This is a genomic window from Metabacillus indicus (assembly GCF_046603695.1).
GTDB classification, from domain to species: Bacteria; Bacillota; Bacilli; order Bacillales; family Bacillaceae; genus Bacillus_P; species Bacillus_P indicus.
Genome location: NZ_CP176757.1, coordinates 729,392 through 751,924, shown reverse-complemented (window position 1 = coordinate 751,924; position 22,533 = coordinate 729,392). Strand labels below are relative to the sequence as shown.

Genomic DNA, 22,533 nt, shown 5'->3' with positions numbered 1-22,533 from the left:
ACAAATGTAATCTTTTAATAGTCTTAGATGGTCTTCATTCTACATCAAGAACTAAAGGTGCGGTTGCTATCAGAGAAGATACATAACAAATATTTTTCAGAAAGAGGTTGAATTTTAATGAAATCATTGAGCTTTAGTACTTTCACATTTAGAAAAATTGTCCCTGTACTATTTCTTTCATGTGCAGCTCTTGCAGGTTGTTCAAACAACGATATTCATACCAATTTAACTAAAACCAAGGAAAAAGAAAATGCCCATCATCATGATTTTGCTGAGCTTGAAGAAAGATATGATGCCAAACTTGGTGTCTTTGCGTTGGATACTGGCACAAACCAAACAGTAAGCTATCATCCAGATGAGCGTTTTGCTTATGCATCTACTCATAAGGCTCTGGCTGTAGGAGTCCTTTTACAACAGAAATCTTTAGAAGATCTTAATCAAAGAATTGCTTATACAAGCGAGGATCTAGTTAATTATAATCCGATTACAGAAAAGTATATTGATACGGGGATGACTCTTAAGGAGCTTGCTGATGCTTCTCTTCGATACAGTGACAATACTGCAGGGAACCTTATCCTTAAACAATTGGACGGGCCGGCAGGATTTAAGAAAGCACTGGAGGATATTGGAGATAACACGACAAGCCCTGAGCGTTTTGAGCCAGATTTGAATGAAGTCAATCCTGGTGAAACTCATGATACGAGTACCCCGAGAGCACTTGCTGCAAGTCTTCAGGCTTTTATATTGGGAGATGCACTTCCACCCGAGAAACGTGAACTTTTAATAGATTGGATGAAGAGGAATACTACTGGAGATGCGTTAATTCGGGCTGGAGTGCCGGAAGGATGGGAAGTAGCTGATAAAACTGGATCAGCATCATACGGTACGCGGAATGACATTGCCATCATTTGGCCATCAAAAGGAGATCCTATTGTGCTTGCTGTCCTTTCAAGCCGTGATAAAAAAGATGCTGAATATAACGACAAGCTTATTGCTGAAGCAACAGAAAAAGCAATTAAAGCGCTTAAAGACAAAAATAAATAGATATAAAAGAGGAACCCCAGTTTCAGCTGGAGTTCCTCTTTTTATTGCATTGAAGGAATCTTATATTGTTTTTATGCAGCCTCTTTCAGGCTGTTTTTTCTAATCTCTGACACTGTTTTAATTTTGAAATTCTTAAACACGATGGAACCGAGCAGCCCTGCAATTCCGCCGGCAATGGCGCATAGTGCAGCTGCGATTGTAACGGTCATTGGATCATTGAAGCCGTACATAACAGCAAGACCTGCAATCGGTGTTGCTGTTCCCGTCGCATCATTGACAAGTCCGAACAGGGAAACAACGACTCCTGCAGCAGCCCCGCCGAAAAAGTTCGTCACATAAACAGGCACAGGATTCGCGGTAATAATATCCGCCTGTGTAAGGGGCTCTATGGCAACTGCAATCGTTGTCCGTCTGTCGCCGAATTTCAGACGGCTGAACAGGACATAGTTCATAAAGGATGACCCGAAGACTGCAAGGGCTCCGATTGCCATTGGCAGACCTGTAAGTCCAAGCATCGCAGTAAGAGCCATGGAGCTAAGCGGCGCAGTGGCAACCACAGTAATGACTCCGCCAAGGATAATCCCCATCAGTACCGGATTGCTGTTGGCCGTTTCCGTAATAATGCCGCCAATATTCAGAAGCGTCGCATCAACGACCGGCGTCAGACCGTTTCCGATGAACCGGACAAGCGGTGCCGCGACAATGATTGTAACGAGCAAATCCAGTCCGGCAGGCGTTTTTTTCTCAATCCATTTAACCAGAAACGCCACAACATAGCCTGCAAAAAATCCCGGCAGCAAACCGAGTCCCGCACAGGATACACCAAGCATCAGGGCATAAACCGGCGAAACCCCAAGCGCAAGTGCGACAAGAGCTGCAGCTGCAACTCCGCCCATACTGCCGGCCGCATCTCCTACTTCTCCGAGAAATTCAATTTTCAGGAGATCTCCTCCGACAAACCGCTGAAAGGCTTCAACCAAAAAGGCCGCCACTGCAGCGTTCGCGAGAGCTCCCATCGCTTTCATGCCCTTTGGAGCTTTATAGCTGAATAATGAAAATAAACCTAGTACGACTAATAAGAGCACTGTTCCTTTTACTAAATCCATCTGTCTCTCTCCTCCGGCTGAAAAAGAGCCATGTTGCTCTTTTACGTAATCTGCATAAAATCAATTAAAAAACCCCTATTTTCCCACACCATCAGCCGCTAGACAGAAAGCATGGCAAAATAAGAGCATGGAAAGGACACGGTCAATCCGAAAGGCTTCAGACTGCAGCATCCGTATAAACTCATTTTTTGCTGTACACACTTTCTTGTAGTCTGGCATTTTATCGGCTGCCAGGTAGAAACGTTCAGACCCTCTTACCTGAAATTATACAAGAATAAAAAATTTTGAATAATACGTAAAAGTATAACTCATAATGGCACTTCTAACAACAGCCGGAAAAAGTTCAGAATTGTTTACTTTTTCAGCACCTTCAGTACTTCACCGAGATACGGATTGTCTTTATTTTCAACCTTATATGCTGCAAAAATCGTATTATCCACTTTACGTTCGGAAAACAGAATTTTTATTTTCCCTGCATGCAGGGAGTCCTTTATCAAATATTCCGGCAGAACACTGATCCCCATTCCCAGTTCAACTGCTTCAAGAATGGTTCGTAAATCAGGAAAAACGCAGTGCGGCTGAACTTCCGGACGCTTTCCAAAGTGCACCCTGAAAAACCTTCTGATAATCGGGAGTTCAAGACCATAACTGAGCCATTTCTGGCGTTTCATCCAGTCTTCTGTTTCCTCCGCTTCAGGATAACCCGCAGGAGCAACAAGGACAAAGTGCTCGTCCTCTATTTTTTCATAGTCAATGCCCGCTACCTGCACCTTCTGAGTCGTTAAGATGAGATCCGTCTCATCTTTTTGCAGAGCATCCAGAAGAATAGGCGCCACATCAAAGTGAACCGACATCCGGATGTCCATGCCTGACAGCTTTGCCAAGGCTGCTTTTGTGAAATACTCTGTTGGCGAGCCTATCCGAATCAGCGGCGCTGAAGATGCTGATGCTGAAGCATACCGGATCGACAGCGTCATTTTCTCAAGATTTTCAATCAGCGGCACGAGCTTTGTGTAAAGCTCCTTCCCCTTCTCTGTCGGGATCATCTTCCTCGGAGCCCGTGTGAACAGCGGTTCGCCGACTTCGGCTTCAAGTGCTGCCAAGTGTTGGCTCATCGCGGGCTGAGTAAGAATACGGGCTTTTGCAGCTCCGGAAACAGATCTGTGCTGGTAGATGCTGATAAAGCTCCGGTACCATTCAAAGTCAATCATTTTTCAAGCTCTCTCCCTTTAGTTCTTTTATAAAAATTTTTATCGTAATTGCTATGAAGTATTCTTTTATTATATAAAAAAGGACACCGACAAATGAAGCGGTCGGTGTCTGGCTGCCGTTCGTTACAGTTTTCTCAGTTTGAGCACTTGCCGGCTTTCCATTAAATCTGCCGTATTTTTTCTGTAGGCCTGATAATGTGCCGAATCAATGTGCTGCTGCAGGGCCTCCGCATCTTTCCACGTTTCGTAAAAGACGAATACACGTTCATCTTCAGCAGATTCGTGAAGCGTGTATTCCATGCACCCTTCTTCAGCACGCGACGGGGCAAGCACATTTTGAAGCTCTGCTCTCAGTTCCCCTTCTTTACCTTCTTTGGCTTTTAATATCGCTGTGATTGTAATTGGCAGCATAAATGGAATTTCCCCTTTGCCTTATTTTATTTTTGCAACAATTTTTCCTTTTACATGACGGTTAGAAAGTTCTTCAAGGGTTTGCGGCACTTCTTCCAGTGAGATGACTCTCTCTAGCAATGGTGAAACTTTATTCTCAGCAACCATTTTCAGAAGCTCATCACCCATTTTTGCAAGATCGCGCTCTGAGATTACATCATTGTGATGATGAATCGCATTCAGAGCAATTTCATGGAAGGAGATGACCTTGGTAAATGGTTTCACACGTGAGTAATCAGGTGCGCCGGCAATATGGGCAATGTGCCCGTTGTAGGCAATCAAATCAAGTGATGCTGTTGCATTGTCTCTTCCGACTGTATCGAGGACAGCGTCCACTCCCCGTCCGTCTGTCAGCTCCATTACCTTCGCTTTTACATCTTCTTTTGTGTAATCAATGACATGATCTGCCCCAAGTGAAAGCACATAGTCATGGTTGCGTTCAGATGCCGTTGTAATGACTGTTTTGCCCGCCGCTTTTGCAAGCTGAATGCCAAAGCCGCCGACTCCGCCTGCACCGCCGTGAATCAAGATTGTTTCGATGGCATTCATCGGTAGCTTGCGGAACAGGGCCTGGTACGCCGTGTATCCTGCTGTTGGAAGAGCTGCCGCTTCTTCAAAAGAGATGCCGTCCGGTATGCGTGAAATCGTATGGGCCGTCGTCACGCCGAATTCTGCAAATGCACCTTTTTTATTGAAATCTCCGTGGTACACAACACGGTCACCCTTTTTCCATTCGGTGACTCCTTCTCCAACCTCATGGATTGTCCCTGCTGCATCAAGACCTAGAATGTGAGGGAATGTCCAGTTCGGGTTGCCGTTTGTTCCTGTTTTATAATCAACTGGATTCAGACCCGCAGCATGGATTTCGACTACAACCTCGCCTTTTTGAGGTGCCGGTTTTTCCGTTTCTTCGATTTTCATGTTCTTCCATTCGTTTTTGCCGTTAAGCAGTAATGCTTTCATCATTTCTGACACTCCTTATGTTTTAGTTCATCAAATAGTTTTTCCAGAGTTTTAAAAAAGTTCTTCTCTTTTTGCGTCAAAAAGAACCTCACATAAAAGAAGAAGACCTGTAAACCGCAGTTTACAGGCTTCCGCCGTGAGTTAGCTTAATTGTTTAACGACTTCTTTAGCTACGCTGATTGTAGACTGCGGGTTTTGTCCTGTAATAAGACGGCCGTCAGCCTGAAGATGGTCTGTCCAGTTCTCAGCTGCCACAAATTTTGCTCCAAGCTCGCGCATGCGAGTTTCAAGAAGGAACGGCATGAAACGGTCAAGTGTTGTGGCTCTTTCTTCTTCATCCGTAAAAGCAGTAACGGCTTTGCCTGCGACAAGCGGTGTGCCGTCTGAAAGCTTCACGCCTACAAGACCTGCTGGACCGTGGCATACGGCAGCTACAATTTTATCTGCTTCATAGAGGTCACGGATCAGTTCCTGAAGCTTCACGTTATCCGGAAGATCAAACATCGTTCCGTGTCCCCCTGGAAGGAAAATCGCATCAAAAGCAGATGCATTTTTCACGTCTTCAAGCTTTACTGTATTTTCAAGGTATTGAGCTGTGTCAAGAATTTCCTGAGGAGTTTCTCCGCCCTCTAAGCTGCGTGCATCAACAGGCGCTTTACCGCCAAGGGGACTTGCAACCGTAATGTCAAAGCCTGCATTTTTAAATTCAACGTAAGCTTCTCCGAATTCTGAAAGCCAAAGGCCAGTTGCGTGGTCCTCGTTCATTTTGTCTGCCGTTGTCACGACCATTAGTATATGTTTACTCATAATATGTTACCTCCTGAGTGTGTTGGTTTATTTGTTTAACAATTCCTAGTTTAGCTCGATGTTATCCATAATACAAATTAGATAATTGTTGTTTTTGTATAAATATATTTATTGATAAGACTCTTTCAGTTCCTTTCCGCACCAGTTAAAAGATTAACCCTACAAACCTCTGCACGCTGTTTATATGCTGAATAGAAATTTCAGGTCGTACCCGTTCCTTTCCGCTCCAGGAACTTGCTTTCCGCGGGGAGTGCCGGGAGCCTCCTCGCTGCGCTTGCGGGGTCTCCCTTGCCCTCTTCATCGCTTAGAAAAGCGGAAGCGCCCGTTTTGCTCCGGCAGTCAGATAAGAAATCACCCGAAAAGTCTGGGTCCCGCCTTTTTGGGGGATTTTGTTCTGACAGAGGAGTTGGGCGCTGCAGCTGGACAAGGAGTCAAGTTCCTTCCGCTGCAATCCACTGGTGTTTCAGTTTTGGATGTTCGTTACAAGCATCAAAAAAACCAAGCCAAAAGCGGCTTGGTCTGAAAGGTTATTTCACTTTAACAGAAACAGGCTGGATATCGAGGACCGCATTTACAAATGAGTAATCATCTTTCCCGCCGTCTTTGTATCCCCAGAATCCATCGGTTTTTTCTGTTTTTCTGAATGTGAGTTCAACGCCTTTTCCCTGGTTGAAGGCATAGCTTTTCACTTCTTTTTCTCCGAAGTTGTCAACTAGGTTGTAGGAAATGAATTTGCTGAGTGTGCCATGCGGAGTCAGTACGCCTGAGTGCGGCGCTGCCTGGTAATCTCCGTATTCGTATCCTGTTGTGCTGACTTTGTGTTCGCTGATGCTGAATTCCTTTGTTTTAAGGTCAACAGCGTCACCTTCTGCGAGTGAGGACAGCTGAATATTTTTATATTGGCTTTGAGCCGCCGGGCTCGTCTTAACTTCTGACAAATCAACCACTGTAACCCCTGCACGGCCGACTACTTCTATTTTCTTCTCGGCGTTGCGGACGACCATGGCTGTATCTTCATCAATTCCGTAAGAGAGCTGATTGCGGTCACCTTTTTCGTAAGCTGTTGCAATCAGTCTTCCCAGACGGGCTTTGTTGTCAAAATGCTGGTCAATGATTCCATATTGAAAGAAGCCAAGTCCGCGCTCGAGATAGCCCGGTCCGCCTTCCTGCTGCTGCATGCCGTCATAGGTGTCAGTGAACCCTTTTGCAAGAGTGTCAAGACTTCCTCCGCCTGCGAGCATTACATCACTCATAATGGCTGCCCCGGCACTCGTTCCTCCAAGGACGGCACCGTCTTTATAGATGTCCCAGATGGCCGACAGCGCTTTTGATTCGGACTGATCAGCGTTAAGAAGTGCTTTTGTGATATTTGTCTGATCTCCGCCTACAAACCAGATGGCGTCCAGGTTTTTAATTTTGGCAGCAAATTCATCCGTGTTTTTCATCTTTTCCCATTCAGCTGTATCATTTTGCGGTGTATCTTTGTAATTCGAAACTGTGACAGGCAGAATTTCAATATTTTCTTCTTTTACTCCGTAGCGAACCAGATCCTTTTTAAAGGTATCAGAAGACTTCAGCGTTCCGCTCGCTGCAGGAATAATTCCGAACTTTGCATCCGCATTCCCTTTTGCCAGGTCGATGAACGACTTGTAAACCGATTCGTTTGTTGATCCTAGAGCACCGCCTGCAATGACCAGATTTCCTTTGATATCACCGCGGTCCTGTTTGCTTGGCACCGTAAAGTTAGAAGGTTTATAGTCTTTAAACGCCTTGTCATCCTTCTTAAATGAAACATTCACCGGAGAGACATCCATTTTGACCTTCATGATTGAATAGTCATCTTTCTGTCCGTCCTGATAGCCCCAGTAGCCGTTTGTTTCATCCGTTTTGCTGAAGGTTAAAGCGAACCCTTTTCCTTCGCTGTCATATAAGTAGCTTTTCACTGAATCTGTTGAACTATTATCAACAAGCGAGTAGGAAAGGTACGGCTTTAGCCTTCCGTATGACGTTAAAACGCCAGTAGCATCAAGCGGTTTGAACGAATAATATTCGTAGCCTTTAGTGTCCAGCTTGTCGCTTCTGAAAGTAAAAGCTTTCGTTTTCAAATCGATCTTATCCCCAGGCGACAAAAAGCTCAGCTCCACATTGTTTACAGGGTGCAGATTTTTTCGCGCAGGCTTCGCCTTGCTTGTATCCACAACCGTTACGCCGCCGCGGCCGGCAATCTCCGCTGTTTTTGTCTTGTTGTCTACGATTAATGCCGTATCTTCGTCAATTCCATATGAATAGTTCGTTTTCTTTTGTGTTTCATACTTCACAGCAGCTGCAGCAAGACGTCCCAGTCTAGCACGCTCATCGAAGTGCTGGTCCACAATCCCGTGCTGGAAAAAGCCAAGTCCTTTTTCAATGTAGACAGGGGCATATTCTTTATCCGGGTCAGTCTGATCCTTTGTTGTAAACTCGCCTTTTAGTCCGCCAAGGCTGTCGCCGCCTGTAATCATCACATCACTCATGATGGCAGCACCTGCGCTTGTCCCTCCGATGACTGCACCTTTTTTATAAATATCCCAGATGGCATCCAGCGCTTTTGTCCGTTTTCCTTTTCCGTGAAAAAGGGTGCTCGTGATCTTCAGCTGATCTCCGCCGACAAACCAGATAGCATCCAGCTCTTCTATTTGTTTGACGGTTTCTTTTTTATTCACATTTGCCTTCCATTTCTTTTCATCATAATCTGTATCGCTGAAATCATGGTCCGAGATTGGAAGGATTTCGACATTTGCAGGATCAACACCGTATTTCACAAGATCTGCTTTAAACTCGTTCGATGATTTCAACTTCCCGCTCGCTGCTGGTATGATTCCGATTTTAGCATTTCCGGCGCCTCCAGCACGATCAATGAAAGCATCATAAACAGCTTTGTTGCTGCTTCCCAAAGATCCCCCCGCAATAACGAGACTTCCTTTGATTTCCTCTTTGCCGGCGGCTCCTGCCGGAATGCTGAAGCTTGACGCCAGAAGACAGGCTGCAGCAAGCATGCTGATACGTTTCTTCACTCCAATTCCCCCTCTTAGTGTTGGATGTTTGTCTGTATACGCAGGCTGATTTTCGTTTATTGTTCAAAGGTTCCCTTGATAAGCGGGACGCCTTCTTCAACCATTATTTTGCCTTTTGCAATGACCGTATCGATTGTAAGCGAATCTTTTTCAAGCAAGACAAGATCTGCGTCATGCTGTTCGCGGATTTCTCCTTTTTTCTTGAGTTTCAGAATCCTTGCCGGGTTTGAGGTAAGCACCTGCAGTGCCGTCTCAAGTTCAACCCCTTCATCAAGCACAGCCGAGCGCACCTCCTGATAGAGGGAAGAAACTTTTCCGACTTGAAGTCCAGCAAAATCACCGTTTTCATCAAAATAAGGAAGACTTGCCTGGCCATCTGATGAAAAGGTGATTTGTGTGACAGGCACCCCTTTCTCAAGCATCAGTCTAAGCCCCCGGCTGCACTTCACTTCCCCCTCTTCCAAAAATTGAGGAATTGTACTTGTTGTGAAATCCACGTACCCCCCAATCTCTGCATACCTGATGCCTTCTTCAAACAATTCTTCGTTCCGGTTAATATGAGTCGGGTGGAAATGATGAATCGGGATATCCGTTTTTTCTGCGATTTCAAAAAGCAGGTCGAGTTTGCGTTCACTGTCGCCGACATGGATTTCAAGGACGCCGGCCTTCCCAGTGATCAGACCTCCGTTTCTTGCGGCGGCGGCAATTTTGGACAGCTCTTCAAACGTCGGTTCTGATGAACGGTGATCGGATATCGCAATCTCTCCAACTCCGATCATTTTATCTATGAAAATAAGATCTTCTTCAATTTTTCCGGTCAGCGTTTTGACGGGAGTCTGATAGGACCCTGTGTGCAAATAAGCGGTGATGCCCTCTTCTTCCAGGGCATGAGCTTTTGCAAGCAGACTTTCAATTTTTCTTGTCGTCCCGTCTGTACCAAGCACTCCTACAACTGTTGTAACGCCTGCTTTAGTAGCATCTGTCAAGTTCAGCTCTGGAGTACGGGTTTTAAATCCGCCTTCTCCCCCTCCGCCAATAAGGTGAACGTGTGAATCGATGAAGCCCGGAACAAGAAGTTTCCCGGTTCCGTCAATCACATGAACGGAAAGTGCTGAAAGATCAAGGTCAATCTTGTCTTTGATATAGCCGATTTTGTCCGCAGTCAGAAGAACATCCTTCCTGCCTAAATAATGCGGCGCGTAAACTTCTGTATTTTTTATAAGTGTAAGCAAGTGTAAACCTCCTGTTTATCTGGATGATCCGTCGTTTAAAACGGTCCGTAGTCTATTAAGTGAGCAATCACAACGGCTGCGAGGCCAATCAGATATTGAATCAAAACAAGCGGCAGCACCCATTTTGCCCACTTTGTCCAAGGAATGCCCGCAATTGCAAGTCCGGCCATCAGCGTGCCTGCTGTCGGGAAAATAATATTTCCGATTCCATCTGCAAATGAGAAGGAGAGCACAGCAGTCTGACGGGTAATATCAAGTAAATCAGCAAGCGGCGTCATGATCGGCATCGTCAGCATTGCATGTCCGCTGCCTGATGCAAGGATAAAATGGATGAGAGCCTGGAAATTGTACATTCCGATAACACTCCAGAAAGCAGGAATATTCTTAAGCGTATCAGACACTCCAAAAAGCATCGGGTCAATGATATGCCCTTCGTTCAAAACGACGAGTGTCGCTCTTGACACCCCGATAATCAGAGCTCCGCCAATCAAAAGCGAAGACCCTTCCACAAAGGATTTTGCAATCTGGTCAGCAGAAAGTCTGCCAATGATACCGATCACGATGGTTAAAACAACAAACAGTGCGGCAATCTCGGTGATGTACCACTGAAACTTAATAACCCCAAAAGCAAGAACCACGTAGTTTAACAGGAATGCCCCCAAAATCAGCTTGTGCTTTGTTTGAAGCCTGTCTTTTGAATGAAGCAGCACATCCGCTTCTTCCCTCGTATATTTTCCGAAGAACCCTTTTGAAGGATCCTTTTTGACTTTCATCGCATGACGGTATACAAAGATGACGGAAACCGCATAGACGATAACGAACAAGATCAATCTGTATCCCATTCCAGAGAACATTGGAAGCTCAGCTATTCCCTGAGCGACGCCTACCGTAAATGGATTCATGACCGCGGTAGTAAAACCGGCAGCTGCGCCTAGAATAACAATGGCCGTTCCCGTAAGGACGTCAAATCCCAAAGCAAGCGCAAGCGGAATGAGCAGCGGAATATAAGCAAGCGTCTCCTCAGCCATACCCATAAGCGATCCGCCGACTGCAAAAAACAGCATCATCACCGGAATCAAGAGCTTTTCCCTTGAGGCCAGCCTTTTTGCAAGAGTCGTAATGAGCAAATTAATTGTGTCTGTAGCAGTTAATACTCCAAAAAATCCCCCAATGATCAACACAAAGAAAATAATGTTTGCCGCTTCAACCATTCCTGTATGAAGGGCCTTTACCATGCCGAATGGACTGACCGGCGTATTTTCAGCAGACGTGAACGTATCCGGATCAATCTCTGTTCTTCCGTCAACCTCTACCCTGGCGTAGTCTCCAGCGGGCAATACATAGGTTAATAGAGTTGCGACAACCAATACACCCAGGAGAAGGGCAAACACATTGATCTTTCTTTCCTTTTTTGGTTTCACTTCTTTTCCCTTTGGTTCATAAGCTTTTTCTGCAAGAGCCATAATCTTTTTCTCCCCTTTTATCTTTTGATGCGTTTGATATCATAAATGCAATTTGTGTGCCAAGATGAAAAAAAGAAGAGAAAATGCTTTTATTACCTGAGCGCGATGCCAGTCATACGTAAGTATCATTCAAAATCATCTTTTCTTCAAGAGTTCATATACATTTTTCTGCATAAAGAGTTATTATCTAAAATTTCTAATAATCCAATCGTTTTTGGTCTTTTATTGGTGGTTCATTGTGGTATTATAAAACCAATAGAACCAAAAGGAGAGAATTTATGAAACGATCTCTTATTCTTCTGACTGGCGGTGTGAAAACAAAGAAAACGCTTCACCATCAGCTCGTTCAGCTTTTGGGCGATGACCTTTCGATAAGGAGCTATGCTGCTGATGAAGGTCTCCCTGCGAATTTGAAAGCTGATATTATCCTTTTTTCCTCTGAAGCCCTCAAAGATGAATTGAACCACATAAAGAATATAGATGCAGAAAAAGTTATAATTGGCAAGCGAACCGTTCATCATGACTACCTCGACAAACTCCTTTCCATTCCGGAAGGTTCAACCGTCCTTGTCGTCAACGATGAATACAATGTCACAATGGAGCTGATTCAGTCGCTCTATCAGCTGGGAATCAGCCATGTCCGGTTTATTCCATTTAAAAAGAATCAGACTTTTCACGAGAAAATCGATGCAGCCGTTTCACCGGGCGAAATCGAACTCGTCCCCTCTTATATCCCGCTTATTCTTGATATCGGCGTCCGCCTGTTTGATATGACCACGATTTTAAAAATCGCGGACTACTGCAGCTTGCCTGAAAATGCAGCTCTCCACATTTCAGAGAGGTACATCCGCAGCATGATTGAGCTGCAGCAAAAGTTGATGGCTGCGCAAAAGCAGACAAAAGCGATTTATCAACACTTGGAGAATGTAGTCAACACGGTGGATGACGGCATTCTTGCCATGAATGAAAAAAAAGAAATTACCGTTTTTAATGAAAAACTGGAAGCACTGTTTCAAGTTAAAGGATCTGACATCATCAACTGTCCAATCGATGCATCAAGTCTGCAGAAAGAAGTGGTTTCTTTTATTCAGAATGGCGCAGAGGAAAGTCACCTGTTCAGTATTCACGGAGTTGACGTTGTCGTTTTTCGCTATGAAATGGCTTTAGAACAGACGACCGTTGCTGTTTTCAAAAGCGTAAATCAGGCATTTGAAATTGAAAAAGCAGCCCAGCGGAAGCTGCGCGAAAAAGGCTTTTTTGCCAAATACAGCTTTGATGACATCATTTGCGAGAATACCGGAATGAAAAACCTGAAGCAGATTGCGAAAAAACTGGCTCTATCTGAACATCCGATTTTAATACAGGGTGAATCAGGAACAGGTAAAGAATTATTTGCACACGCCATTCATCAGCATTCCATGAGAAAAAACGGACCGTTTTTGCCTGTCAACTGCAGTGCTCTGTCTGAAAGCCTGCTTGAGAGCGAGCTTTTCGGCTACGAAGAAGGAACATTTACGGGTGCTCAGCGCGGAGGAAAGAAAGGATTGTTTGAGCTTGCTGACAATGGGACGATTTTTCTCGATGAAATCGGCGACATCAGTCTTTCTATGCAGTCCCGGCTGCTGAGGGTGCTTCAGGAAAAGGAAATCCGCAGAATCGGCGGAACGAAAATCATCCCCATTAATGTCAGAATCATCTCTGCCACAAATAAACGGATTGAAAAGCAAATGAAAGAGCAGACATTCCGCAATGATCTGTTTCACCGTCTGAATGTCCTTAACCTCTCCATTCCGTCACTGAAGGAAAGAAAAGAGGATATCCCGCTTCTCATTCACCATTTCATTACGAAAAACGGAAAATGGCTTAAGGTGGAACCTGCTTTAATGAACTTGCTTGCATCAGCCGAATGGGACGGCAACATAAGAGAACTTAAAAACACGGTCGATTATATGATTACAGTTGCCGATGGGTCTGTTCTAACAATAAACGACCTTCCTCATTCGTTTTCATCAGGCATTCCACAAGCAGCAAGCGGTGAACAGTCAGAGCACGACGCCATCCTGTCGATTGTGAAAGAATGCAACCTGGCAGGAAAAGCGGCAAGCAGAGATTTGATCTCGGAAAAAACAAAAGAATGGATCATGCCTCTTACCCCTCAGCAAGTGCGCAGACGGCTTGACGACCTGGAGGAAAAAGGATGGATCCAAAAACGGAAAGGACGCGGCGGAACGAAAATTACGGAGGCGGGGATGAAATATTTGGAGAGTGCGGCTTCCGTGAATTAACTGGCAGCACAAAAAAGCCGGACGCTATTTTTTTACAAGGTCCGGCTTCTGTCTATTCTCTGTTCTGTGTAAAAATTAATACAAACTTCAGCAGCTCAAGCAGAGAAATTAGTGCGGCAGCCACATATGTCAGGGCGGCTGCTCCAAGCACTTTATTCACTCCGCGCTCCTCTTCATTCCGGATGATGCCTTCTGCAATCATAAAATCCTTTGCTCTGTTGCTTGCATTAAACTCTACAGGCAGCGTTATCAGCTGAAAGGCGACAGCTGCCGAGAAGAAAATGATGCCGAGTCCGATCAGATTCATTGAACCGAGCAAAAATCCTCCGATCAGCAGAAAAGGTGCCACCCCGGAGGACAGGCTTACAACCGGAAACATTTTATGCCTTAACGTCAGTGCCCCGTATGCTTCTTTATGCTGAACGGCGTGGCCCACTTCATGTGCCGCAACCGAAATGGCCGCAATCGAATGACCCGCATAGACAGGCTCGGAAAGGCGAACCGCTTTTTTCGTCGGATCATAATGATCGGAAAGAGTTCCTCTGACCGGTTCTACCGGAACATCGTGTAGACCGTGATGATCAAGAATTCTCCGTGCAACCTCCATGCCGGTAAGTCCTGATGACGCCTGAACTTTGGACCATTTATTAAAATTGCTTTTTACCTTGGCCTGCGCCCACAGGGCAAGCCCAAACGCGGCAAAAATGAGAATATCCATCGGATGAAAAAACATATAGCGCCTCCTGAGTAAAGTCTTACTGTTATATTTCCTTGAAGCATCTGTTAATAAACAGCGAAGTGCTATCATGATGTGCTCATCTTGTAGTAAAATAATGGCATACCACATGGAAACGAAGGTGAAAGCATGACCATCAAGCAGGAAAAGAATACCCTTGAGGAACTGCAGAAAGCGGAAAAACACTATTCCGACTCAAAGTTTTGGGATAAATTAAAAAAATTCGGCAAAAAAGCCGGATCATCTGTCGTGTACGCCGTCCTTCTGCTGTACTATACCCTTCAAAAACCTGAAGTGCCCGCCAAAACAAAAGCCATCATCATCGGCGCCTTAGGCTACTTCATCCTGCCGCTTGACCTTATACCGGACCTTGCCGCAGGCGTGGGCTACACCGATGACCTCGGGGCTTTGGGCCTCGCCCTCCTTCAGGTAGCAATGTATATTGATGATGATATTAAAAGCCAGGCGAAAGAAAAGCTGACGGAATGGTTCGGACCTTCTGTCGACACGGCTGCCATTGACGAGAAAATAAAATAAGTGCGATAAAAAACGTCTGTTCCGCTTTGGAACAGACGTTTTTATGTGAAAAATGACTTTTATGAACTCTTCAGCAGGGCTGCGAACCAATTTCAAGGTCAAACAATCCAGTTGTGCCGGCTAACAGTCCGAACTCCCGGTCTAACAATCCAATCCGGTCCGCTAACAATCCGAATTCCCGGTCTAACAATCCAATTCGGCCGGGTAACACGCCAATCATTATAAGTGCCTGAAAAATAACCGCCTCAACCCCCGGTTAGATCTCTTTTTTCAAAAGCTGCAGATCAATATACAGCTGGATCCTCGTATAAAAATCATCAAAATCGATGGCTGTCAGCTCCTGGATTTGATTAATCCGGTATTTGAGGGTGTTTGTGTGTACAAACAGCTGTTCAGCGGTTGGTTTCAGCTTGCAGTTATTAAGAAGATAAATTTCAAGCGTATGGATCAGCTTTGTCTGGCTTTCTTCATCTTTTTTCCTTAAGATCTGCAGGCTCGTATTGTTGTAGCCGGTAATACTGTGGTGCTTTGAAATGGTCTCCAGGTATCTGAAAATGCCGAGCTTGCTGTATGTAAACGGCAGTTTTTCAGAAGAGCCGATAAACTTGGCTGCATTAATCACTTCAAGAGCCTCATAGTAAGATTTTCTGAGCTGCAGGATGGAGGAATACGAATTGCCGATCCCGGCATATATCTTATAGCCGCCAAGCTGGGAAATGACCGTCGAAGTCAGTTCTGCTGCACTTGCCGCGAGCTGATCGGATACTTTTGCATTGCTTCCGATAATGACAACCACTTTCAGCTGATCGGTGAAGACGTGCGCAAAATGATTCAGGGCATTTGCAAACAGCCTGACCGTCTCCGTCAGTTCCTCCAGCTGCTCCTCCTCGCTTTGGGAAACCGTAAAGATCGTGACAATAAACGTCTCAGGTATCATGATACTGTGATTTGCCGCTTCCCATCTGATCTGGTTTTCCGTTTGAAAGGCTTCCCCGATGATCTTTTTGTAGAATTCATTTTTTTCTTCGTTTTCCCTGAGGTTAATCTGATTTTTCTGGTAGAGTAGCTTCCCGATATGACGGGACACTTCATGGAGAAAATCGAGATCCCCCTCTGACATAGGCTCTGTCTCCTGGACCCATATATAGCCAAAAACCTGGTCTTTATAAATAGCGCTTACAACGACACGCTGATTCAGGCCAATGTCTGCAATCTGTTTCACTCTGAACGGATGGGGAATGGTCTTCAGCTGTTCCACAATTCCCTCGTCCATAAATTTTTCCAAGATGGGAATGGGCCAGTGTTTCGTGAAAATGGTCTGCTGATTCGCCTGATCAAACTGATCGATGTAATACGAACTGTAGGACAAAAGAGAAAATTGATCATTTTCAATCACAACCGGCTTTTTCAAATAGGTGCTGACCATATCCGTAATGTCATTAATGTTTGTAATGGTCTGGATCTTCTCAAGGATCATGCAGATCGGCCCCCCGATTCTTTAGGTAAATGATGAACCTAATTATATACCTTTTATTCAGAAGAATGGAATAGCCGGGGATTTATAAAAAAACAGGAAGTCCGCATATAGGGACTTCCTGCTGAATATTACTGCTTCAACACTCGTTCAAATTCATCAAATTGCTCTCCCGCTTCTTTCGGAGGCTGAGGTGTGATCAGACTGACTGCCACAATGGCAATTAAACTTGCGGCAAATCCCGGAATCATTTCATAAAGCATGTCTGACAATCCGGCCATTGACCAGATGATGACCGTTGCTGCGCCTACAACCATTCCGGCGAGTGCACCCCACTTCGTCATGCGTTTCCAGAAAAGGCTCAGGAGGATCAGCGGTCCAAATGAAGAACCAAAGCCTGCCCACGCATACCCGACAAGTCCAAGAATCGTATCATTTTGCTCCCATGAAAGAAACAGGGCAATAATCGAAATCATAAGGACGGACATTCTGCCTAAAAAGACGAGCTCTTTATCTGATGCCGAACGTCTGAAGAAGGTTTTGTACATATCCTCCGTAAGCGAGCTTGCTGTTACAAGCAGCTGCGAAGAAATTGTGCTCATGATGGCAGCGAGAATTGCCGAGATTAAAAATCCGGTGATAAAAGGATGAAACAATACTTCTCCAAGGACAATGAAAACTGTCTCGGGATCTTCAAGCTTTGTGCCCTCTCCCGCAAAATAAGTGATGCCGAAAAATCCGGTAAGCATCGCGCCGATGCTGGAAAAAATCATCCATCCCATCCCGATTGCGCGTGCCTTTTTAATTTCTTTCACAGAGCTGATCGCCATAAAGCGGACGATAATATGAGGCTGACCGAAATAGCCGAGTCCCCACGCAAAGAGTGAAACGATGCCAAGGAAGCTTGTCCCTTTAAAAATATCAAGTAAAGCCGGATTGATTGTTCCCGGCGTTTCAAATGCAGGACCGAACCCTCCCACATGAATCACCGTGACAATCGGAACCAGGATAAGTGCAACAAACATAATAATTCCCTGAACAAAATCAGTCCAGCTGACTGCAAGGAAACCTCCAAACAGCGTATAGGCGACGACAACGCCCGTTAAAACCCAAAGACCTGTGTGATAATCAAGTCCAAACGTGCTTTCAAACAGCACTCCCCCGGAAACCATTCCTGAAGATACGTAAAAGGTAAAGAATATTAAGATAACTAAAGCCGAAATCAGTCTTAGAATCCGGGATCCGTCTGCAAACCTGTTCTCAAGGAAGGACGGAATGGTGATGGAATTATTCGCAATTTCTGTATACGTTCTCAAGCGCGGTGCAACATACAGCCAGTTTGCATAAGCACCAAGCGTAAGCCCGATGACAATCCATATGGAACTTAAGCCCGTCGCATACATTGCCCCCGGAAGACCCATCAAAAGCCATCCGCTCATATCGGCTGCTCCTGCGCTGAGTGCCGTAACAGCAGGCCCGAGACCGCGGTCGCCAAGCATGTAATCATTTAAATTCGAAGTACGTTTATAGGCAAAATACCCGATCAGCAGCATACCTGCCATGTAAATGCCTATCGATGTAAGCAGTGCATAGTCTATCATAAAAGTACCCCTCTCCCGCCAAATATCTCTCTATTTTATAGAGGCTGCTTTCTTTTTTAATGCAGCTTCCTGCATTTTCATGCGAAATCAGCCTTTAAAAAGAGGAAGCAACTTGGTTGGTCACTTCCTCCTTCTTTTTATCCCTTTTGTTTATCTCGGTTCCTAAATCAGAACGTTTCAGACGTTGTTTTAGCCTGCATGTGAAGCTGAAGGTAATCTGGTCCGCCCGCTTTAGAGTCAGTGCCGGACATATTAAATCCGCCGAATGGCTGGTAGCCGACAATGGCGCCTGTGCAGCCGCGGTTGAAGTAAAGGTTTCCTACATGGAAATCTTCGCGTGCTTTTTCCATGTTTTCACGGTTTTTCGTGATAACGGCGCCAGTCAGGCCGTATTCTGTGTTGTTGGCAATTTCAATCGCCTCATCAAAGTCTTTTGCTTTAGCAAATGCCACAACCGGTCCGAAGATTTCTTCCTGCATTAAGCGCGCTTTTGGATCTACATCAGCAACGATTGTCGGCTGAACGAAGAAGCCTTTTGAGCTGTCGCCTTCGCCTCCAGATAGAATGCGGCCCTCTTCTTTTCCGATTTCAACGTAGCTCATGATTTTGTCAAAAGCAGCCTGATCAATAACAGGACCCATGAAGTGGTTTTCAGTCGGGTTTCCTACTGTCAGCTCTTTCGTCAGTTCAACCGCACGGTTCAAAACTTGATCGTATACATCTTCAACGATGACCGCACGCGAGCATGCAGAGCACTTTTGTCCCGAGAAGCCAAATGCAGATTTTACAATAGATTGAGCAGCAAGCTCAAGGTCTGCCTCTTTGTCTACTACAATTGTATCTTTACCGCCCATTTCAGCAATCACACGTTTAAGCCAGATCTGGCCGTCATTCAGCTGTGAAGCACGGTTGAAGATGCGAAGACCTACGTCGCGTGAGCCTGTAAATGAGATAAAGCGAGTTTTCGGATGGTCAACAAGGTAGTCGCCAACTTCCGCTCCGCTTCCAGGAACAAAGTTCAGAACGCCTGCAGGAAGACCCGCTTCAAGCATAACCTCAACGAATTTAGCTGCAACGACCGGAGTTGTTGAAGCCGGTTTTAATAGAATCGTATTTCCTGTTACGATTGCAGCAACAGCCGTTCCTGCCATGATCGCAAATGGGAAGTTCCATGGAGAGATGATGATGCCTACTCCAAGCGGAATGTAGTCATAGCGGTTGTATTCACCAGGACGGCTTTCAACAGGCACTCCGTCTTTTAGCTTCAGCATTTGACGAGCGTAAAACTCAAGGAAATCGATCGCTTCAGCTGTGTCCGCATCTGCTTCATTCCAAGGCTTACCCGCTTCTTTTGTTAAAAGAGCCGAAAACTCATGCTTGCGGCGGCGGATGATGGCTGCTGCTTTGAAAAGAACGTCAGCACGGATTTCAGGTTTTACTTTTTTCCAGCTTTCAAATGCTGCAGATGCTTCCTGCATAGCCTTTTCAGCAAGCTCGCGGTTTGCTTTTGAAACGCGTCCGACTACCTGAGCTTTATCAGCCGGGTTGTAAGACGTGATTTTGTCTTCAGTCGTTACCTTTTCTGCCCCAATATAAAGCGGATAATCCTGGCCAAGGTAGCCTTCTACCTGCTCAAGCGCCTCAAGGTATGCTTTCTTGTTTTCCTCGTTTGAAAAATCAGTAAATGGTTCGTGTTTGTATGGAATCATGCAGATCCTCTCCCTTTAATAAAATTGGTTAGCTTTTGACCATACCTTTAAATGCAAATGCGATATTTGAAGGTCTTTCGGCAAGTCTTCTCATGAAGTAGCCATACCAGTCAAGACCGTATGGAACATAAACGCGCATCTTGTAGCCCTGCTTCACAAGGTCAAGCTGCGTTTTGCTTCTCATGCCGTAGAGCATTTGAAACTCAAATTGCGAATTAGGAATATGATGCTTTTTGGCAAACATTTTCGTATATTCGATGATCTGATCGTCATGGGATGCTATAGCTGTATAGTTGCCGTTAAGCAGGCTTTGTTCAATCAGCTTTTTGTAATTTTCATCTACATCTTTCTTTTCAGGAAACGCTACTTCCGGTGATTCTTTATATGCGCCTTTTACAAGACGGAGAAACGGCTGATAGTCAGCCAGGTCGCTTAAATCTCTTTCTGTGCGGTACAAGTATGCCTGCAGCACCGTGCTGATGCAGCTGTATTTTGCTTTAAACTCTTTGAAGATATCAAGAGTTGCCTGGCAGCGCACTTCATCCTCCATGTCAATGGTGACCATGACGCCGTGTCTTTCTGCCGTATCCAGAATCTTTGTCATGTTTTCAATCACAAGCTTCCGGTCGATATCAAGACCGAGCGATGTCATTTTCAGTGACACCTGAGAATCAAGCTTCTCTCTGCTGATCATTTCAATGGTTTCGATGCATTCTGCCGTCCGCTCGCGTGTAACGGCCTCTGAATCTACAAATTCGCCAAGATGATCGACTGTTACAGATAATCCGCTGTCATTCAGCTGTCTGATGAACTTTATGGAACTTTTAAAATCAGTTCCGCCGATAATTTTGCCGGCTGCAAAACTGCCTCCGCGCTTTTTAGCTATATTGTTAAGTAAATGGTTCTTTGATAAGAAGAGGAAAAAGTCTCTTGTAATCGCTTCCACTTTACATGCACCCCCTCATAAAAGTTGTTCTACACCCTCATCTTACGTCCTGTCGACAATTTTCACAACGTTCTAAAAAAACAATATTCAAGCGCTTTATTTGTTGGTTTTAGACAAATACAATCCATAATCCGGTATTTTCTGGATAGAGATGAAACCATTTCAACAAACTGATCACCATTTTTGCCATCCAAGACTAAACTCATGAAAAAGTAAGCAATTAAAAGTAAACACCTCTTGTTGACGCTTACATGACATTACCCCTTTTATGGCGTATGATGATATAATTTTCAGGTTACTAACGGACCCGGCTTTCATGAGAGTTGAAAGCCATAAAAAAATAAAAAGAGGTGTTTTTTGATTTGAACGTACAGACAATTAAACAGGAATGGTTCGGCAACATACGCGGAGATATTCTATCCGGCATTGTTGTTGCTCTGGCGCTTATTCCGGAGGCCATTGCCTTTTCCATTATTGCAGGAGTAGATCCAATGGTCGGACTCTACGCTTCATTTTGTATTGCGGTGGTTATTTCATTTGTCGGGGGAAGGCCCGGCATGATTTCGGCTGCAACCGGGGCGATGGCACTTCTGATGGTGACGCTCGTTGCTGAACATGGTCTTCAGTATCTTCTTGCCGCTACTGTGCTCACAGGCATCATTCAGTATGTCATGGGTGCACTTAAACTCGGAAGGGCGATGCGGTTTATTCCGAGATCTGTAATGGTCGGCTTTGTTAATTCTTTGGCTATACTCATTTTTATGGCTCAGCTTCCACATTTTGCGGGAGAATCCTGGATCATGTATGCGATGGTAGCAGGAGCACTGGCCATTATTTATATTCTGCCTAGATTCACAACTGCCGTGCCGTCTCCGCTCGTTGCCATTGTTGTCATCTCGGTCATTGCGGTTATGACGGGTGCCGGTGTGCGCACAGTCGGTGATATGGGTGAATTGGCGCAGGAGCTGCCTATGTTTTTAATCCCCCAAATACCATTAACATTCGAAACACTGCAGATCATTCTTCCTTATTCCTTTGCGCTTGCTCTTGTAGGATTATTGGAATCCCTGCTGACAGCTCAGATTGTCGATGATATGACAGATACGGAAAGTGATAAAAATAAAGAAGCCAAAGGACAGGGCATCGCTAACATTGTGAATGGATTTTTCGGCGGTATGGCAGGCTGTGCCATGATCGGCCAGTCCGTCATTAATGTGAAGTCCGGAGGAAGAGGCAGGCTTTCAACGTTTGTGGCAGGTGTCTTCCTGATGGTTCTTATTGTTTTACTGAACGATCTGCTCGTTCAGATTCCAATGGCAGCCCTTGTCGGGGTTATGATTATGGTGTCAATCGGCACATTCGACTGGTCCTCGCTCACAAAGCTTCATGTGATGCCGAAGTCAGATGCGGCAGTCATGGTTGTCACAGTCGTTACCGTCGTCGCTACACATGATTTATCCAAAGGTGTGCTGGCCGGGGTTGTTTTAAGCGCTCTGTTCTTTGCCGCTAAAATATCGAAGGTGCACGTCGAATCGTTTACAGATAAACGGACGATGGCAAAAACATACAAAGTGCACGGGCAGGTATTCTTTGCTTCCGTCCAAAACCTTGTAGCTGCTTTTGATTTTAAAGAAGAAGCCCGCACCATTTATCTTGATTTAAGCAGCGCCCACCTCTGGGATGATTCGGCAGCAGGAGCAATTGATAAAATCATCATGAAATACAGACAGCACGGCAAAGAAGTCATACTAACCGGTCTAAACGACGACAGCAGCAGTCTTTTAGAAAAGCTAGCTCTTTACGATAAACCGGATGCCAAAGCAGTAAATCACTAATAAACAAAGAGAGATGCCGTCGTGCATCTCTCTTTTTTGTTTTTCTATTAGCATGATGCTGCATAATTGAGGAAACCTAAA

The 22,533-nt window shown here is 45.1% G+C and carries 17 protein-coding genes and 1 riboswitch; of the genes, 4 read left to right on the top strand and 13 right to left on the bottom strand.

Annotation, left to right across the window (positions count from 1 at the left end; translation table 11 throughout):
* Positions 1 to 117: 117 nt before the first annotated feature.
* Complete coding sequence (gene bla, locus ACK1LH_RS03870; protein ID WP_282034908.1) at positions 118 to 1,044, top strand: class A beta-lactamase; 927 nt, start codon at positions 118 to 120, stop codon at positions 1,042 to 1,044.
* Positions 1,045 to 1,115: 71 nt separating this feature from the next.
* Here bla and ACK1LH_RS03865 read toward each other — a convergent pair whose 3' ends face one another.
* From ACK1LH_RS03865 to ACK1LH_RS03830, 8 genes are all read right to left on the bottom strand, one after another.
* On the bottom strand, positions 1,116 to 2,150 hold the full coding sequence (locus ACK1LH_RS03865; protein ID WP_203289637.1) for a PTS sugar transporter subunit IIC: 1,035 nt from the start codon (positions 2,148 to 2,150) through the stop codon (positions 1,116 to 1,118).
* 188 nt (positions 2,151 to 2,338) lie between these two features.
* Positions 2,339 to 2,442: riboswitch (purine riboswitch) on the bottom strand.
* A 61-nt stretch (positions 2,443 to 2,503) separates the two neighbouring features.
* The gene (locus ACK1LH_RS03860; protein ID WP_411334551.1) at positions 2,504 to 3,361 is read right to left on the bottom strand and encodes a LysR family transcriptional regulator; all 858 of its coding nucleotides are present in this window, start codon (positions 3,359 to 3,361) and stop codon (positions 2,504 to 2,506) included.
* Between the two features lie 123 nt (positions 3,362 to 3,484).
* Positions 3,485 to 3,772 (bottom strand): putative quinol monooxygenase, encoded by a 288-nt coding sequence (locus tag ACK1LH_RS03855; RefSeq protein ID WP_411334550.1) that lies wholly within the window; start codon positions 3,770 to 3,772, stop codon positions 3,485 to 3,487.
* 21 nt (positions 3,773 to 3,793) lie between these two features.
* Positions 3,794 to 4,774, bottom strand: coding sequence for a zinc-binding dehydrogenase (locus ACK1LH_RS03850; RefSeq protein WP_411335063.1), 981 nt, complete (start codon positions 4,772 to 4,774; stop codon positions 3,794 to 3,796).
* A gap of 141 nt (positions 4,775 to 4,915) precedes the next feature.
* Positions 4,916 to 5,581, bottom strand: a complete 666-nt coding sequence (locus ACK1LH_RS03845; RefSeq protein WP_411334549.1) for a type 1 glutamine amidotransferase domain-containing protein — start codon at positions 5,579 to 5,581, stop codon at positions 4,916 to 4,918.
* A gap of 527 nt (positions 5,582 to 6,108) precedes the next feature.
* Entirely contained in the window at positions 6,109 to 8,634 is a 2,526-nt protein-coding gene (locus ACK1LH_RS03840; RefSeq protein WP_411334548.1) for a cyanophycinase, read from the bottom strand.
* Positions 8,635 to 8,690: 56 nt separating this feature from the next.
* The gene (gene iadA, locus ACK1LH_RS03835) at positions 8,691 to 9,866 is read right to left on the bottom strand and encodes a beta-aspartyl-peptidase (RefSeq protein WP_411334547.1); all 1,176 of its coding nucleotides are present in this window, start codon (positions 9,864 to 9,866) and stop codon (positions 8,691 to 8,693) included.
* A 35-nt stretch (positions 9,867 to 9,901) separates the two neighbouring features.
* Complete coding sequence (locus tag ACK1LH_RS03830) at positions 9,902 to 11,329, bottom strand: YfcC family protein (RefSeq protein ID WP_411334546.1); 1,428 nt, start codon at positions 11,327 to 11,329, stop codon at positions 9,902 to 9,904.
* A 278-nt stretch (positions 11,330 to 11,607) separates the two neighbouring features.
* Here ACK1LH_RS03830 and ACK1LH_RS03825 point away from each other — a divergent pair, with 278 nt between their 5' ends.
* Positions 11,608 to 13,614, top strand: a complete 2,007-nt coding sequence (locus ACK1LH_RS03825) for a sigma 54-interacting transcriptional regulator (protein ID WP_411334545.1) — start codon at positions 11,608 to 11,610, stop codon at positions 13,612 to 13,614.
* A 52-nt stretch (positions 13,615 to 13,666) separates the two neighbouring features.
* On the opposite strand, the gene ACK1LH_RS03820 is transcribed toward ACK1LH_RS03825, so the two are convergent.
* Positions 13,667 to 14,347 (bottom strand): zinc metallopeptidase, encoded by a 681-nt coding sequence (locus tag ACK1LH_RS03820; RefSeq protein ID WP_029283492.1) that lies wholly within the window; start codon positions 14,345 to 14,347, stop codon positions 13,667 to 13,669.
* A 132-nt stretch (positions 14,348 to 14,479) separates the two neighbouring features.
* On the opposite strand from ACK1LH_RS03820, the gene ACK1LH_RS03815 reads away from it, so the two are divergent.
* The gene (locus ACK1LH_RS03815; protein WP_029283490.1) at positions 14,480 to 14,887 is read left to right on the top strand and encodes a YkvA family protein; all 408 of its coding nucleotides are present in this window, start codon (positions 14,480 to 14,482) and stop codon (positions 14,885 to 14,887) included.
* A 256-nt stretch (positions 14,888 to 15,143) separates the two neighbouring features.
* Here the strand turns inward: ACK1LH_RS03815 and ACK1LH_RS03810 are convergent, their stop codons facing one another.
* The 4 genes from ACK1LH_RS03810 to ACK1LH_RS03795 all read right to left on the bottom strand — a co-directional run bounded on the left by ACK1LH_RS03810 (position 15,144) and on the right by ACK1LH_RS03795 (position 20,617).
* Complete coding sequence (locus tag ACK1LH_RS03810; RefSeq protein ID WP_029567254.1) at positions 15,144 to 16,364, bottom strand: PucR family transcriptional regulator; 1,221 nt, start codon at positions 16,362 to 16,364, stop codon at positions 15,144 to 15,146.
* Between the two features lie 128 nt (positions 16,365 to 16,492).
* Positions 16,493 to 17,947, bottom strand: a complete 1,455-nt coding sequence (putP, locus tag ACK1LH_RS03805) for a sodium/proline symporter PutP (protein ID WP_029283485.1) — start codon at positions 17,945 to 17,947, stop codon at positions 16,493 to 16,495.
* Between the two features lie 182 nt (positions 17,948 to 18,129).
* Positions 18,130 to 19,671, bottom strand: a complete 1,542-nt coding sequence (gene pruA, locus ACK1LH_RS03800; protein WP_411334544.1) for an L-glutamate gamma-semialdehyde dehydrogenase — start codon at positions 19,669 to 19,671, stop codon at positions 18,130 to 18,132.
* A 28-nt stretch (positions 19,672 to 19,699) separates the two neighbouring features.
* Positions 19,700 to 20,617, bottom strand: a complete 918-nt coding sequence (locus tag ACK1LH_RS03795; RefSeq protein ID WP_411334543.1) for a proline dehydrogenase family protein — start codon at positions 20,615 to 20,617, stop codon at positions 19,700 to 19,702.
* Positions 20,618 to 20,979: 362 nt separating this feature from the next.
* Between ACK1LH_RS03795 and ACK1LH_RS03790 the strand changes: the two genes are divergently transcribed.
* A complete protein-coding gene (locus tag ACK1LH_RS03790; protein WP_411334542.1) occupies positions 20,980 to 22,452 on the top strand; it encodes a SulP family inorganic anion transporter in 1,473 nt (490 codons plus the stop codon).
* Positions 22,453 to 22,533 lie beyond the last annotated feature (81 nt).